We start from the raw sequence: 15,502 nt of genomic DNA on the forward strand, positions 1-15,502 counted from the left end.
GCGATGTCGAAAAGATTCCCTCGCCTGTTTTCTCCGCTCAGATTGCGCTCGCACACGCTGAAGAACAGGATCGTCTTCGGCGCGCATACCGCCAACATGGCCGTCGAGGGTCTGCCCACCGAGCGTCACGCCGCCTATTATGAGGAGCGGGCGATCGGCGGCGCTGCGATGATCGTCGTCGAGCCCATGCCCGTGCACGCGGCGGCCGTTCTCACCCGCGGCAACTTCCGCCACTCCGATGACGCGGTGGTTCCCCACTTCAAGAAAGTGGTCGGGGCCATCAAGAGGCACGGAGCGGTCGCAATCCAGCAGCTCTATCACGTCGGGGCGCATGGCGACTCCGACAACTCGTTCCATCCGCATTGGTCGCCGTCCGGCCTGCCCAGCTATCACGACAGCGACGGATCGCACCCGATGACCGAGGCGGAAATCTGGGAAACGATCGACGGCTTCGTCCAGGCCGCGCGGCGATGTCGCGACGCCGGCTTCGACGGCGTCGAAGTCTGGGCGGCGTATCTCGGCATGGTCGACCAGTTCTGGACTCCCTGGTGCAACCGGCGTGACGACCAATGGGGCGGTTCGCTCGAAAACCGCACGCGCATGTCGCGGGAGATCCTGACGCGGATACGCGAGGTCTGCGGCCCCGACTTCATCATCGGCCTCGCCGTCAGCGACGAACCGGATGTGAACGTTGCCCTCCAGCGCGATGAGCTCGCCGAGATCATAAGGCTGCACGACGAACTGGGCCTTATGGATTATGTCACCTGCGGCTCGGGCGGCTATCTCGATTTCTACAAGCTGATGCCGACCTTCCTCCATCCGGAAAAGCTCGGCGCCGACCTCGCCTCCGTCCTGAAGGGCGTGGTCAAGAACGCCGTCGTGATCGCCGAAAGCCACATCAGGACCCCGGAAAACGCGGAGACGGTGCTGGGCGAAGGTGCTGCGGATCTCGTCTCGATCGTGCGCGGCCAGATCGCAGATCCGCATCTGGCGACGAAAGCGGGCGAGGATCGCCCCGAGGACATTCGCGGCTGCATCTCGTGCAACCAGATGTGCTGGGGCCGCCGGTCGCGGGACTACTGGATCAGTTGCCTGATCAATCCGTCCGTCGGGCGCGAGGCCGAATGGAATGGCGACCGCTCTCTCAATACGGGCGATCCGAAACGCGTGCTGGTGATCGGCGGCGGCCCGGCCGGGCTGGAGGCGGCGCGGGTTGCCGCCGAGCGCGGCCATCACGTGGTGCTCGCCGAAGCCTCGAGCCGGCTCGGCGGAAACTTCCTCCTGGCCGGCATGCAGCCCCGACGGGCGCAAATCCTCGATCTCATCGCCTGGTATGAGCGGCAACTGGAAAAATTGGGCGTAGAGGTTCGCCTCAACACTTACATCGACGCCGATGATATCGAGCCGTCAGACGTTGATGTCGTCGTCGTCGCGACGGGCTCCTATTCCCCGGAAACGGTGTTTCAGAAAGCGCTGCCGACGGTCGACGCGCTTCCGGGCATCGAGAGGGGCAACGTTTTCACGGTCGAAGCCGTCATGGCCCGGCAGGCGAGACCTGGCAAGCGCGTCCTGCTTCTGGACGAAGGCGGCGGCTGGCGCGGCTGCGGCACGGCCTGGAAGCTTGCCGAGGAAGGCCATCAGGTGACAATCCTCACGCCCGACCCCTTCGTCGGCAAGGAATTGCAGAGAACCGCTGCCGACGTGCCGATGCGGCAGGCGCTGCGGAAGCTCGGAGTGCAGTGGATTGTCGAAGCCAGCATCGCCGAATGGCACGGGAACGGCGCGACCATCATCGACCACAACACGGCAGAGCGCCGCTTCGTGGACGCCGAGACGCTCGTCACCGCCACGACAAATTTTCCGGCCGACTGGCTGATGCCGGGGTTGGCGGCGAAGGGACTGGCCATGCGCCAGATCGGCGATTGCGCAGCCCCGCGCCAGGCGCCATACGCGTTTTTCGAAGGCCGGAAAGCGGGACTCGAAATCTAGTTTAAGATGCTCCGCAGCTAGTCGACGTAATACTTGGCATAATGTTTGCGGAATTTCTCCGATCCGCCCTGATCGCTGTAGGAGGGAAGTTCGTCCATGTCGGTCTTGTTCAGCACGACGCCGAGGATCTTCGAATTGATGTCGATCTCGGCCTCGAGGATCTCGCTGACAAGACGCGCGGGCGTCTTGCCCCACTCGAGCACCAGGACGAAGCCGTCGGCGTGCTGCGCGAAGGCCTTCGCATCCACCACAGGTCCGAGCGGCGCCAGATCGACGACGGTGTAGTCGAAGGTCTTGCGTGCATTCTCCATCAACGTGGCCATGCCAGGAGCCGCGAAGATCTCGTTGGTGTAGTGAAACTCGTCGTCGAGCGCTCGCGGCGCGAGCGGCAGGATCGCGAGCTTCGTCTGCTGGTCGACCTTGATCGTCGACGCCCAGGGCACCTCGCCTAGTGCCGCTTCGACCAGACCGGCCTTCGGCGCGGGCTTCAGCATCCGGCTGAGGGAAGGATTGCGCAGGTCGGCGTCCACCAACAGCGTGCGCTTGCCCATCGAAGCGAGCAGGAGGGCGAAGTTGGCGGCAAAGGTGGTGTTTCCCTCGCCAGGAGCGGCCGAAATGATGCCGATGACCCTGTTCGGCCGCCGCTGCAACAGCACGTCGCAGGCAAGCTTGGCATGCCGCAGCGTTTCCGCAAAAGTCGATTGCGGCGCCTCGCGGACGATGCGGGTCATTCGCTCGAGGGGCAATGGTTCCTCGGGCGCATCCGGCTCGACATGCCGTGGACGGAGCAGATCGCGCAGGTGAAAGCGCTTCTTCGGCCGCTTGCCGATCAATGGCAGATAGCCAATCGACCTGTGCCGCAGGAGCCTGCGGACGTCGCTTTCCAGCCTCAGGCCACGTTCCTGCATCTCCTGAAGGAAGGCGAAGGCCCCGCCTGCCATCAGGCCAAGGACCGCCGATAGCGCGAGCACCATCGTCTTCTTCGGACTGGACGGCGAAACCGGCACGCCCGCGTCGGAAATCACCCGCGCCCTCGCGATCGGGAACGATCGCTGCTGCGAAGCCTGCTCGTAGCGGTTCAGGTAGGTGTCGTAGAGGGCCTTGAGCGCGGTCGACTTCTGCTCCAGCTCGCGAAGCTTGACCAGCGCCTGGTTGGCGTCAGAGTTCGTGCCGGACACCGTGTCGATGCTGTCACGCAGCGACTGTTCACGCTTTCGGGCGACCTCGTATTCGTTGCGATAGGTTGCCGTCATCTGCTGCAGCTCGCGAAAGATCTGTTTCGACAGGTCTTCCCGCTCCGCCCGCAGCGCGACGGCCTGCGGATGGTCGGCGCTGAAATTCTGCGTCACGTCCTGTTCGCGTTTGCTGACGGCGGAGTATCGTGTCCTCAGGTCCTGGATGACGGAGCTGTCTATATCCTTCGAGGCGACAGTGGAATTCTGGACAGCGCTCTCCGGTCCCTTCTCGACGATCGCCTTCAACTGTTCGTAGCGGGCCGAGGCGCTGGCGAAATCCGCCCGGGCAACGATCAGCTGGCTGTTGAGGTCGGCGAGTTGCTGTTCCGACATGAGTTCGCCGCGGGTCGAGGTCAGATTGTTCTCGCGCCTATAGGTCTCCACCTCCATCGCGGCGGCCTGCGAGCGCTGGCCGAGGTCGTCGAGGCGCTCCTGAAGCCAGACGGTGGCCCGTTCGGAGGCCTCGAGGTTTGCACTCAGCTGGTCGGAGAGGTAGGCGTCGGCATAGGTCCGCGCGATCAGTGCCGCCAGCTGGGGTTCCGGCGAGGTGAAGGCAACCGAAAGAACGGAGCTCCGACCGACCCGCTCGACCTTCAACGACGGTTGAAGCATCGCCGCCGCCTTCTGCCGCCTGGCATTTGCGGCCGCGTCCTCGGAAACGGGATCGCTTCCAGAGAAGACGCTCATGACCGCCTTGACCCATGATTTGACCGTGGCGATGGGCGAGCGCGCCGGGTCGATCAAGGTCGGTTCGCCGGAGAGGTCGGCCTGGTCAACGACGCGCAGCGCCAGCTTGCCGGAGCGCAGAAGTTCAACCGTGCTGGCGATGCGCGTATCCAGTTGCTGGCCACTCTGGGGCGAAGCCTCCTGATCTTCCGCGTAGCGCGACATGCTGTCGTCGATGAGGATCTGCGTCATCGACGTGTAGAGCGGGGTGGCAAAACCGAGATAGGCAATGCCGCCGACGATGAAGACACCGGTGAGGATTGCGATCGTCTTTGCACGCCGCTGCACGGCGGAAAGCAGACGATCGAGGTCGATGAAAGAATCGGAGCTCTCCGCGTTTCGCGGCAACGGTCTGGTCAACGGTAGACTTCTCTGGTTCATGAAACCTCGCTCTCCCGGATCGGGAAACCTGCCCCGGGGACCGGGACAGGTCTGTGATCGGCTTGGTCCCGGCTTTGGCCGGGGGCACGCTTATGCCGCGTGGATGCGGCCTTGATGAGACAGAACCATGTCCCTGACGGACTCAAACACCATTCCGCCGATGTCGGGTCGCGCTAACGCAAAGGCGACGTTGGCTTCAATGAAGCCCTGCTTCGAGCCACAATCGAAGGTGCGCCCCGCATAGGGATGGGCGTGGAACGGCTGGGTTTGCGACAACTTCAGCATGCTGTCGGTAAGCTGGATCTCATTGCCGGCGCCGCGCTGCTGGCGGGCGAGAAAGCCGAAAATCTCCGGCTGGAGGATGTAGCGGCCGTTCAGGAAAAAGTTCGAGGGCGCCTCTCCCTGCTTCGGCTTCTCCACCATTTCGGTGACGGCGAAGCCATGCGGCACCGTGTGCCCCTTGCCGACGATGCCATATTTCGACGCCTCTTCAGGAGCGCACTGCTCGACGCCGACGACATTCCCGCCGGTGGATCCGTACAGGTCCATCAGACCCGCCATACAGCCGCGCGGCCCGTGGCAGATCATGTCGGGCAGCAACAGCGCGAACGGCTCGTCGCCGATCAGGTCGCGCGCGCACCAGACGGCGTGGCCGAGACCCAATGGAGCCTGTTGCCGCGTGAAGCTGACGGTGCCCGCCGCCGGGAGCATCGCCTCCAGTTCGGAAACCTGCGCGTCCTTGCCCGATCGCGAAAGCGAGGAGATCAGTTCTGGCGCATCGTCAAAATGGTCCTGGATTGCCTGCTTGTTGCGCCCGGTGACGAAGACGATGTGCTCGATGCCGGCTTGGCGCGCCTCGTCCAGCGCATATTGCACCACAGGGCGATCGACGATGGTCAGCATTTCCTTCGGCATGGCCTTGGTAGCGGGAAGGAAGCGGGTTCCGTTTCCTGCAACCGGAATGATGGCTTTGCGCACAGGTCTGATTGTGTCCATGGCGTTATCCTTTGCTGCTGTATGGGCTTTTGCCCGGGATCGATCGTCCGCCTGCCGGTTTGGCGGCGGAGCGTATGGAGGAAGGCGCGGAACGGCCCAGGAGACGGCGCAGGCGGGCGGCGATTGGCATGCGCAGATGCCGGATCGCGGCGGGATTGCCGATGGCCTCGCCGAGCGCGCGCAAAAAAGCACCGCGTTTGAGATGTTCGACCAGCGCGAGGAAAGAGCGCGCCTCGTAAAGGCTCTGGCTGCGGCGCTGTTGTGCCGCCTTCGCAGCCCGGTCGAGGCGGTGATCGATGACGAAGCGCTGATCGGACAGGATCATCGCCTCGACATGATGCGGCTTCAGGACACGGGAAATGGATCCCTCGCGCAGATGGTAGGCATATCCGGCGGTCGGCTCGACCACGCATCTGCCGCCACGGGCCAGCGCCGAGGCGAGCAGGATGTAGTCCTCGCCGATCTTCAACGTCTCGTCGAAGCGCAAGCCGTGGTCCGCAAGGAAGCTCCGTGCGAACACCGGCTTCATGTAGCCGAAATTGTGCTCGGTTCGGAACAATACATTGGAGGCGATGAAGGCTGGCAGCGTCAGCTGATTCTGCCGCGCCAACTCCGCTTCCGAAAACATGCGCTGGCGGGAGCCGTCGGCTGCGATGACATCAAGATTGTCGACGGCGATCTGCGCCCTCGCCTTCTCGGCGCGCGAAATTAGCCGTGCCAGCCGGTCCGGTTCCACGGTGTCGTCGGAATCGAGGATCGCGATCCATCGTCCGCGTGCCGCTTCGAGGCCGGCATTGCGTGCACCGCCCGGGCCACGGTTCTGCGCCAAAGTGATCAAGCGCACGCGCGGATCGGCGATCTGGCCGACGATGTCGCGCGTCGCATCCGACGAGGCATCGTCGACGACCACGACTTCCGTGACGACATCGCGTTGGGCGAGCGCGCTCTCGATCGCCCGACCGATCGTCTCGGCGGAATTGTAGGCAGCGATGACGAAGGTGACGTCAGGAGGTTCGATCATGGCGTGCGTGTCTCCGGCAGGCCGTATTGCTCGATCTCCCGCACGCCCATCAGGCCGCTCACCACACCGGCATGCATGATGGCACGCAGCGCATAGCCGTAGCCGCGAGCCGGCAACATAGCCGTCGCGACGCAGGCGCCGGCGCAGAAGAGTGATTTTGCGGCGGCCAGTCCGACCTGCGCAGCTCTGCCAGCATTTTGGGGGCGACCGGCAAGCAGCCGGCCGTGGGTTTGCCCCATGCGGTAACGGCGCTTGGCAAGCCATCCGAACGTAGCCCTATTTTCGGTCACCGGCTCGTGCACCCAGGCGGTTGGCGCAAAGGCAATGCGGGCACCGGCACGATTTGCGAGCGAGAAGTACTCGGTGTCCTCGCCGCCCGTGCGGCCGAGCGACAGGCTGAAGCGACGCCCCACAATAGGCCTGGCGGTGAGACGAAGCAGGACATTGCAAGTGTAGCCGGTACGGATTTCGCCTCCGACCCAGACCGGGCCGGTCGAGTGCAAGTCCGCGCGACGCATCCATTTCGGTGCGGCGCCGTACTGCGCCTTCACCGGCCCCAGGACGACGTCGGCTGCCGTTTCGCTCATCGTTTCCATGAGACGGGCCAGCCATTCAGGCGAAGCGGTTTCGTCGTCGTCGATAAAGGCGAGAAACTCGCCGCGGCTATGATCGAGGCAAGCGTTGCGCGCAATCGAGATGTTCGACGCGGGGCAGTGGACGTAGTCGATCCCGAAGGGGATTTCGGCGCGCAGGCTTTCGACGAGGCCGGCGGCGCTCGGTACCACATCATTGTCGGCGATAATGATGCGCACCGAACTGTCGGCGGGCACGTCGATAGCAGCCAGCGATCGCAGCGTCCGCTCCAATTCCGGACGCCTGAAAGTGCACACCGCGATATCGATGCAGGAAAAAGGCAGTGTTTGCGGCGTCGGGGTCATGGCGTCACCCGCGCGTCGGCACCATAGGCCTCCATTCGCCTGCGGCGAAAATCGAGAAGCTCGCGCCAGAAGCCGGCAGACCAGGCGAAATGCATGACCATCGCCGAAATGGCGGCAAGCGGGCCGTAGGGGTTACGTTGCCCGACGGCCATCCAGAAGCCGTAGCCAAGGCAGGCTACAGCCCAGAACCCGACCGGAATGACCGCGGCCCAGTTGATGAAGGCGAGCAATGCACCCGCTGCCACCGGCGCGACCGAAAGTGGGATCATCTGGCGCAGGCTCGGCCAGGCGCGATGTTTGAGAAAGTTCCGCGCCCGGCCGCGTCCGTAGGCGAAATACTGACGGAAGAGCGGCCCGGCGCTGGCGCGCGGATAGTAGATCATGCTTGTCCTGTCGGTCATCCAGATGCGGTATCGCGCCCGGTTCAGCCGGTAATCGAGTTCGGCGTCCTCGTTGTGGCTGAAGGCTTCGTCGTAGCCGCCGACAGCCTGGAAGGCTGCAATCCGCATGAGGGCGTGGTGGCCGTGGTCGGCCCAATGGCTGGCCGCGCCAACGCGATGCCTGGCGCCGCCATTGCCGAGCTTCGAGTTCTGCGCAAAGGCCGTCGCCTTCTGGAATGCGCCGAAGCCAACCGTTTGCATGGCGACAACGACGGAATCGGCACCGGTCGCCGTCGCCTCGTCCACCAGAACCTGGCAATAGTCGTCGGGGTATTTTCCATGGGCATCGATCCGGATCAGGTAGTCGTACTGCGCACCGAAGGTGGCGACGGCGAGATTGACGGCCGCGCTCTGGATGCGCCGGGGGTTGTCGAGCAGGTGGACCTTCGGGTTTTCTGCCGCGATCTCGCGAACAATCTCCCGCGTACCGTCGGTGCTGCCGCCATCGACGACGACCAGTCTCGAATCGAGCGCCTCAAGCGCGCCGCCGAGCTTGTCGATCAGCGGGCCGATGTGCTCGGCCTCATTGAGGCAGGGAATGATGATCAGGCAGCGCACGGATCTGAGCGTTTCACCTGTCATGGCAGTCGATCTCCATTGTTGCGGCTTCCGCCAAGGCACGGGGGCGACCGCTCGGTTGCGGCGTCCCGGCCACTTTCGCGAGACGATGCACCAGGGCTTGGCAGTCGCCCCGGCCAAAGGTCCATTGCCCGGCGCCCAGCCTTGCGATGCGGTCGAAGTGGTCGGCATAGCTTTGCCGGTCGATCGCCGAAAACAGCTCGACCAGGCTTGCGATGGAGGCATCCTCGAGTGTGAGGCCGATCCGCTTGCCGGCGATGAAGCGGGCTGTCTCGGTACCCTTGATCGCGATGGGAACTGCGCCGTATCGGCAGCCCTCATAGACCCGGTTCGGCAGTAGCCAGGCCGAGTTCAGGCCTTCCTCGAAGAAGTCGATGGCCCAGCAGAACTGGACCTCGCTGTAGATCTCCCCGAGGTCTTCCGGATTGCGGTAGGCGCCGCGAAAGCTCATGAAGGGTTGGCCGCGCATGAAGCTGTCGAAGTCCTTCAGCTCGGCATAGGTCGGACGGCCGCGAATGATGATCTCGACTTTGCCACCCATTGCGCGCGAGAAGCTCGAAAGCAGGTCCAGCGACTTGCGGCAGCGCAATGCACCGAACCAGCCGATCCTCCAGGGGTCGCCCGCGGCGGGGCAACGCGGCTCGGGTACGGACGAATCGTCGTCATCAAGTTCCAGGACCTTGTTTTCAAGGAGAAGAACCGGTGCAGCGATGCCGGACAGCGGACGAAAATAGTTTTCGACGAACGCGGGCGAGCTCGTCACGAGCAGGCGCGCGTTCCGCCCGAGCCTGGCTTCTACAGTCCGCATGGCCCGACCGACCCAATCCTTGCGCAGCAGCAGGCGGTGGATGTCCAGGCACTCGTAGACGATCGGCACATCGCCGCCGAAGACTGACACGGCCTTTTGCGCGATCGCGAGCATTTCGAGATTGCGCGCGATGATCAGGTCCGGCTTCGCGACACCTTGCAAGGCGCGCTCGAGCCGCAGGCGCGCAACGGCAATCGCGCCGACGCGCTGGGCGAAGCGGGCATCCTCGGTCACGCCAAGCTCGATTGGCGTAACCCCGTTGATTGGCACTCCCGTCTTCTCGCCGCGGCGGAACCCGGCGAGCGTCACCTTGGCGTCGCCCGCCTGCAGGGTAAGCACCCTGCGCCGGACTGCCGGGTCGGCAAGGTCGTGTGCGAAATACAGGATTCGCAGCATCAGAATTCCCGTTCTCCTGCCCGGAGCGGACCAGGCGCGTTTAAATCTTATGGCAGCCACGACGGGGGTCCCTGCCGTGGCCGACAATTGCGTGACGGCGCGTGTGGTTTTCAGTTCAGCGTGCAGGCCACGGATGCGGCGAACTGGCACGCTTCCCCTTCGGCGGTGAACGCGATCCGGTCGATGAGGAGCTGCGTCGGCGCGCTGTAGGTGAACGTGCCCATCCAGTCACTCAGGCTGTCGGTGCCCCAGAGACTGGCAAAGATCTTCTGGGCATTGACGGGAAGCTTGGTGGCATCCGTCACCTCGTGGACGAGCTTGCCGTTGACGAAGTAGCGCAGGCGCTCTTTTTCCCAGACGAAGGCGTAGTCGTTGAAGCCCTTGTTTGCGCCGCCGGGCACCTCCGCCAGCGCCTCGTTGCCGCCCTTGCCGGAAACGTACTGATTGAGCTGGACCTTGGCCGTGTTCTTGCCGAGCACCTCGAAATCGATCTCGTCGTGCGGTTTCTTGTCGGCCGGACCGATATAGGTGAAGAAGGCCGAGTTGAGACCGGAACCGTCGGCGGTTTTCATCCGGACCTCATAGGTGCCGTAGCCGAAGCGGCTGCGTGTCTGGATCTCTCCGCAGGCATATTCCCGTTCGCCAAGCTGGCGCTGCTCGAAGGTGAGGGAAAGTACACCGCCCTCCACACGGACCTGGTCCTTCGACCACGTGCAGTTCTGGTGCGCGCCGTTGTTCCAGCCATCCGAGACGTACCAGACCGATGTGTCCAGCTTGTCGAAATTCTCGACGAAGGATGCTCCGGTTGCGCCCTCCTGTGCAGCCACCGGGGCTGACAGGACTGCGGCAAACGCAGCGGCAAGGATCAGGGAGTGGGGTCGTCTTGTCATGATTGATCTCCGTTTCAGCGTTGCCGAGTGGCGTAGCCGACGCTCGCGGCGGTGGCCTGAGCGAGCTGTTTCTGCGAACCGTGGCGCGAGGTGCGGCTGCCGGTCAGAAGCGCGTGCAGGCCCGGAAGCCTTCGCTGCACGAAAGCGTGTGAGGGAACGAGGATCGCGAACGCCAGCGCTGGGGCCGCGAAATAGAAGAGCACGTAGTGGTCGATTGCGAGACGATTCCAGACCATCCAGAACACCAGCAGCAGCGGGTAGTGCCCGCAGAAAATCCAGAAGCTGAGCCCGCCGCCCGCGGCAAGCCGTGTGCCGAGAGACGTGCGGACGAGGAATTCGGAAAGGGCCCATGACCCGACGATGCCGGTGAGCGCCGTCATGGCGCGGAGAATGTCCAGCCAAAGCGGAAACACCGGCCCGGTCAGGTAGAGACCAATGGAAAGGAGCAGCGTGGCCGACAGCATGGCCAGCACAATCACGCCGGCGTGCCGATCCACGGCCTTCAGGTCGATCCGGTGCAAGGCGACGGCGATGCCGACGCTGAAGCCGAAGAGGATCGACTTCTTCAGGAGAATGCCGTTCGGCAGCGGGAGCACGGCATAGGCGATCAGTGCGATCAAGGTGGCGCGCGGATAGCGGATCACCAGCAGGGCAAGCACCGGCGACAGGAGCAGGCACAGGAGCAGGTCGCGCAGGAAATAGAGCGGCAGGTTGATCGGCCAGGCTTCCAGCGCCAAGGCGAGGCTCGCCATTTCCCGCGGCGTCGCATCGACGACATCGGGCAAGTATCCGAAGCCTATTCCATTCTTCTGGGCGAGGAAGACAAGTGCGAGAAACGCACCGTTCCAGAGCAGAAAAGGCACCAGCACGGTCAGCGCCTTGGTCCGCATCGTCTTTGCGTAGCTGAAATTTTCCAGGCCGCGTCGGAAAAGCAGATAGCCGGAGATTGCGCTGAGGCAGGGCACGCCCACACGAAACAGGCTGTCGCCGAGAAAGACCCGCAGCCAGTCGATTAAACCATTTGCGCCCGAAAACGGGCTGTTCGCCGAATCATAGGGCACGTGCACGAAGACGATCCCCGAGATGAGCACGATGCGCATCAGATTGATCCGCGAAGAGACGTTCGCGTTCATGTCCACGATGTCAGTCACCTCTATTGGGGCCGCATCTTTGGCGGTCGTTTCAAACAGAGCAGACTCGAGCCCGCGCCAAAAAGGTTAGGGTGGTTCAGGCAGAAAAATATGGCGATGCAGCAGAAAACACCCGCGCTTGCGGTTGCAGTGCATCGCCAGCAGGCGGTGGTCGCGACAGGCGGTGGCGGTTGATTGCTAGCTTCAAGGGGGAAAAACACCCGCCCACCTAGGCTATTGAAGCACATGCTCATAAACGCAGAGACGCACAACTTAAGGCCGTACTCCAACAGCCGTTTTTATTGGGAAATTATCTTCGGGCGGCTGTTGCAGTGTTCAATTTGACGGCGAGCGCGACAGAATGTGGCGAGGCCATGGCGACTGTATCTGGCTTTGCCACCCTATTCGACGGGACTTGTCTCGCCGATCGGTGTGCGCTTGCGCGCCAGCTGCACCAGCTTCGTAAGCAGGGGCCGCTCGGTGAGCAGGATAAGCCCGCCGTAGATCGCGCTGCCGACTGCGGCGCCGAGGACAACCTGCGCCGCGGCGTTCGGCACCAGAGGACCGAAATGGTCAAGCAGATAGCGAACGATGAGGGCCATGATGATGGCGGTGAACATCGGTCGGCAGGACAGCACGAAGCCGCGCAGCAACGGCGTACCGTCGGCGCGAAAGACGACGATGGAATAGCCGACAAGCACGAATACATTGACCACGCACAGCCAGACCATGGCTTCAACGAGCGAACCAGCATAGGCGCCGTAAGCGACCGCAGCCGTGGTGACCACTGCGCGCAGGATAGCCCACCAGAACAGCGTGCCGCCATGGCCGACACCCTTCAGATACGGAATATAGGTGCTGCAGGGGGTGAGGATCCCCTTGGACAGCGCCAAGAGGCCCAGCACCGGCCAGGCATAGGCCCACTGGTGGCCGAAAAGCGTCAGCATGGCGGGCTCGGCCAGGGCCCAGAGGCCAAACATCATCGGCGCGAGCAGCACGGTCGTTACCTGGGTGCTGAGCATAAGCGCGTTCGAGCGGCGGGCGCTGTCCTGCATCATGCTGCTGAATGCCGGAAACAACACCCCCATGACCGCAGACAGCACCACCTGGTTCGGGATGCTGGAGAAACGATTCGCCGCCGAATAGGCGCCGGCGTCGGCAAGACCGAGAAAACGGGAGATGATCACCATGGGCGATTGGAAGCTGACGAAGTTAGCGATCTCCGACCCCATCATGCCAAGGCTGAACCGCGTCAGTCCCAACACGCGGCGCGGTGAGAGCACCAGTCGCGGTTTATAGCGCGAGACCGCGAACAGGCCGGTCAGGCGAATCAGCGCCGACAGGAATATCTGCGCGACCAGCGCCCAGACGCCGAAACCCACCAGTGCCAGCACGACAGCGGCCAACGCACCGGCCGATTCGGAGATCATGTTCCACAGCGCATCCGTGCTGAACTGCATGCGCCGGGCCAAAAGCGCATAGGCGACGTCGCCGCCAAGCTGCAACGGAATGAGCAGGCTGAGCAGCCGCACGAGATAAGCCGCATCGGCGGCGCCGAGCAGCGCCGCGATCGGCTCGGCCCACAGAAAGATGCCGAATGCCATCAGGCTGGAAATCGCCAGATTCGCCCAGAAAACGGAGTGAATCGTCTCACTGTCTTCCTCGCGCTGGATGATCAGCGCGGATGCCAGACCGGCACCGCCGATCATCGCCAGGAACTGCACGACGGTGAGCGCAACGGCCACCGCACCGAACTCTTCGGGGGTGAGGATTCGCGCCAGAATCGGCACGGTGACAAACTTCAGCCCGAATGTGCTTGTCTTGGATAGGACGCTCCAGCCGACGTTTCGTGTGACCGATTTCGCGTTGATGACGGTGGGCATATTGGCATCCTAGGCGCGCTGAGGAAAGCGAAAATCGTTTAGGATCAACGCTGTAGGTAAGGCCGCACCCCATTGGGAGAAGACCAGGCACACCTCTTTTTAGGAAAACCGCAAGGGCGAAAAGATGGCGAAGCTGACCGTTGCAATCCCATACTACCAGAAGGAACCCGGTATTCTGAGGCGTGCGCTCGCCTCCGTCTTCGCCCAGACCTTCACCGAGTTCGACATCATTATCGTCGATGACCAGTCACCCTATCCGATCGATGACGAGCTTGCGCCGCTGCCTGCCGAGCAACGATCCCGCATCAGGATTATCCGCCAGGACAATGCCGGACCGGGCGGGGCGCGCAACACCGCGCTCGACCATGTCGACGCAGCCACCGAGTTCGTCGCCTTCCTCGATTCCGACGACGTCTGGACCGCCGAACACCTGCGCAATGCCTATGAGGGCATGACGCGCTTCGGTGCCGACTGCTACTGGGCCTCCATCACCGGCGGCGACGCGTTCTATTACCACTTCGGCGTCGCTGATCTCGAAAAGACGGAGCGCGTCGAGCGCCTGCAGGAGACGCCGCTGCTGGTTGAAATTCCGGAACTTTCCAGGGTCATGCTGAAGAACTGGAGCTTCCTGCACCTCTCCTGCATGGTCATCGGCAGAAAACTTTTCGAGGCGATCCGTTTTGATCCCAAGCTGCGGCTTGCGGCAGAAGACGTTCTGTTCTTCTGCGACTGCGTGCTCGCGGCCGAACATGTCATCCTGTGCGACGCACCCGGCGCGGTTCGTGGCGAGGGCATCAACATTTTCCACGGGATCGACAACGATTCCCCCCAGTTCCTGAAACAGCAGTTCAACACCTGGGTGGCGCTCGATACGCTCGAGGGTCGCTTTGCCCACCGCTCGCCAGAGGCGACCTCGATCCGCTCCTACAAGGGCACGGCGCGGCGGCAGGCGCTGTGGAGCCAGGCGCGGCTGGTCAAGCGGCGCAAGCTGCCGCAGTTGAGCCTGCTCGCCAGATGGGTCTGGCGCGATCCCGTACTGCTGCGCAGCGCCGTCGAGCTTGCCGCCGGCAAGTTTTCCCGCTGAGCATCATCCGCTCGCGCCTATCCCGAAGACACAGGAGACCTGAATGAAGCCCTATTACTGGGAATCACAGCACGGCAATTTCGGCGACGACCTGAACCTCTGGCTCTGGGATTTCCTGCTGCCCGGCTTTCGCGACGTCCATCCTGACACGCTGCTGGTCGGAGTGGGGACCGTGCTCAACGAGATGCTGCTGCCGAAGGAGGGCCGCAAGCTGGTGTTGGGAAGCGGCTTCGGCTATGGCGCGCTGCCCGACATGCGCGACACCGCCACATGGGATATCCGCTGCGTCCGCGGGCCGCTGACCGCGCAGAAGATCGGCATCGACGAGGCACTCGGGATCATCGACCCGGCGGTGATGGTGGCCGACATGCCGGAGTTCCGCCATCTCGCGAAGGCACATCGAAAGAGCTTCGTGCCGCATTGGGAATCGGCGATTGCCGGCTTGTGGCCGGAGGTTTGCGCCACGGTCGGTGTCAATTACATCGACCCACGCGGTGACGCAAAGGAGGTGATCGCCGAAATCGCCCGGTCGGAAATGATCATCGCCGAATCGATGCATGGCGCCATTCTCGCTGATGCGTTCCGCGTTCCCTGGGTGGCGGTGACCACGTCGCCCAACATCAACAGCTTCAAGTGGAACGACTGGGCGGACACTGTCGGCGTCAGTTACCGGCCACGCTATGTTCCCGTTTCCAGCCGCGCGGAGGCGATCTTCAAGGGCACCCGTTTCTGGGGCGTCGAGTTCGAGCCGCGACGCCATATCGCCGACAGCCAGCAGGACGACGGTGAACTTCTGGTTCGCGAGACGTTATCGAGCCGCAAGACGCTGCGGTCGGCCGCCAAGCGAATGCTTGCCGCGCCCTCCGCACTGGCGCTCTGGCAGGCAAGCCGTGCCGAGCCGCAACTGAGCGCCGATGCCGCGCTCAGCGAGCGCAAGGAGCGCTTTCTCACAACACTCGAAGGCGTTCGCCGCGACTATTTCTGACAGGATGGCCCGACCGTCGGT

12 protein-coding genes are annotated in these 15,502 nt (G+C 63.3%); 3 read left to right on the forward strand and 9 right to left on the reverse strand.

The genetic code is table 11. The features are described from left to right. Positions 1-3: 3 nt before the first annotated feature. Positions 4-1,989 carry an FAD-dependent oxidoreductase gene (locus tag J2Y48_RS16305; RefSeq protein WP_310420070.1) on the forward strand — a complete coding sequence of 662 codons (1,986 nt, stop codon included), beginning with the start codon at positions 4-6 and terminating at the stop codon, positions 1,987-1,989. 17 nt (positions 1,990-2,006) lie between these two features. On the opposite strand, the gene J2Y48_RS16310 is transcribed toward J2Y48_RS16305, so the two are convergent. The 9 genes from J2Y48_RS16310 to J2Y48_RS16350 form a co-directional block, all read right to left on the reverse strand. Continuing rightward, complete coding sequence (locus J2Y48_RS16310; RefSeq protein ID WP_310420072.1) at positions 2,007-4,331, reverse strand: Wzz/FepE/Etk N-terminal domain-containing protein; 2,325 nt, start codon at positions 4,329-4,331, stop codon at positions 2,007-2,009. Positions 4,332-4,421: 90 nt separating this feature from the next. Then, on the reverse strand, positions 4,422-5,327 hold the full coding sequence (locus J2Y48_RS16315; protein WP_310420074.1) for a UTP--glucose-1-phosphate uridylyltransferase: 906 nt from the start codon (positions 5,325-5,327) through the stop codon (positions 4,422-4,424). 4 nt (positions 5,328-5,331) lie between these two features. Then, entirely contained in the window at positions 5,332-6,348 is a 1,017-nt protein-coding gene (locus J2Y48_RS16320) for a glycosyltransferase family 2 protein (protein WP_310420077.1), read from the reverse strand. Further along, positions 6,345-7,286 (reverse strand): glycosyltransferase family 2 protein, encoded by a 942-nt coding sequence (locus J2Y48_RS16325; RefSeq protein ID WP_310420080.1) that lies wholly within the window; start codon positions 7,284-7,286, stop codon positions 6,345-6,347. The genes J2Y48_RS16320 and J2Y48_RS16325 overlap by 4 nt, the downstream gene beginning before the upstream one ends. After that, positions 7,283-8,308 carry a glycosyltransferase family 2 protein gene (locus J2Y48_RS16330; RefSeq protein WP_310420082.1) on the reverse strand — a complete coding sequence of 342 codons (1,026 nt, stop codon included), beginning with the start codon at positions 8,306-8,308 and terminating at the stop codon, positions 7,283-7,285. The genes J2Y48_RS16325 and J2Y48_RS16330 overlap by 4 nt, the downstream gene beginning before the upstream one ends. Then, positions 8,298-9,509 (reverse strand): glycosyltransferase, encoded by a 1,212-nt coding sequence (locus J2Y48_RS16335; RefSeq protein ID WP_310420084.1) that lies wholly within the window; start codon positions 9,507-9,509, stop codon positions 8,298-8,300. Before J2Y48_RS16335 ends, J2Y48_RS16330 begins: the two co-directional genes overlap by 11 nt. A 110-nt stretch (positions 9,510-9,619) precedes the next feature. After that, positions 9,620-10,399, reverse strand: coding sequence for a glycoside hydrolase family 16 protein (locus J2Y48_RS16340; RefSeq protein WP_310420086.1), 780 nt, complete (start codon positions 10,397-10,399; stop codon positions 9,620-9,622). A gap of 14 nt (positions 10,400-10,413) precedes the next feature. After that, entirely contained in the window at positions 10,414-11,532 is a 1,119-nt protein-coding gene (locus J2Y48_RS16345; protein WP_310420351.1) for an acyltransferase, read from the reverse strand. 398 nt (positions 11,533-11,930) lie between these two features. After that, positions 11,931-13,412 (reverse strand): lipopolysaccharide biosynthesis protein, encoded by a 1,482-nt coding sequence (locus J2Y48_RS16350; protein ID WP_310420088.1) that lies wholly within the window; start codon positions 13,410-13,412, stop codon positions 11,931-11,933. 124 nt (positions 13,413-13,536) lie between these two features. Here J2Y48_RS16350 and J2Y48_RS16355 point away from each other — a divergent pair, with 124 nt between their 5' ends. Together J2Y48_RS16355 and J2Y48_RS16360 are read left to right on the forward strand one after the other, a co-directional pair. Next, positions 13,537-14,496: a glycosyltransferase family 2 protein gene (locus tag J2Y48_RS16355; protein WP_310420089.1), complete on the forward strand. Its 960-nt coding sequence runs from the start codon at positions 13,537-13,539 to the stop codon at positions 14,494-14,496. 43 nt (positions 14,497-14,539) lie between these two features. Beyond that, on the forward strand, positions 14,540-15,481 hold the full coding sequence (locus tag J2Y48_RS16360) for a polysaccharide pyruvyl transferase family protein (protein WP_310420091.1): 942 nt from the start codon (positions 14,540-14,542) through the stop codon (positions 15,479-15,481). The last annotated feature ends 21 nt before the right edge of the window (positions 15,482-15,502 follow it).

It is taken from the genome of Mycoplana sp. BE70, assembly GCF_031455855.1.
Taxonomy (GTDB): domain Bacteria; phylum Pseudomonadota; class Alphaproteobacteria; order Rhizobiales; family Rhizobiaceae; genus Mycoplana.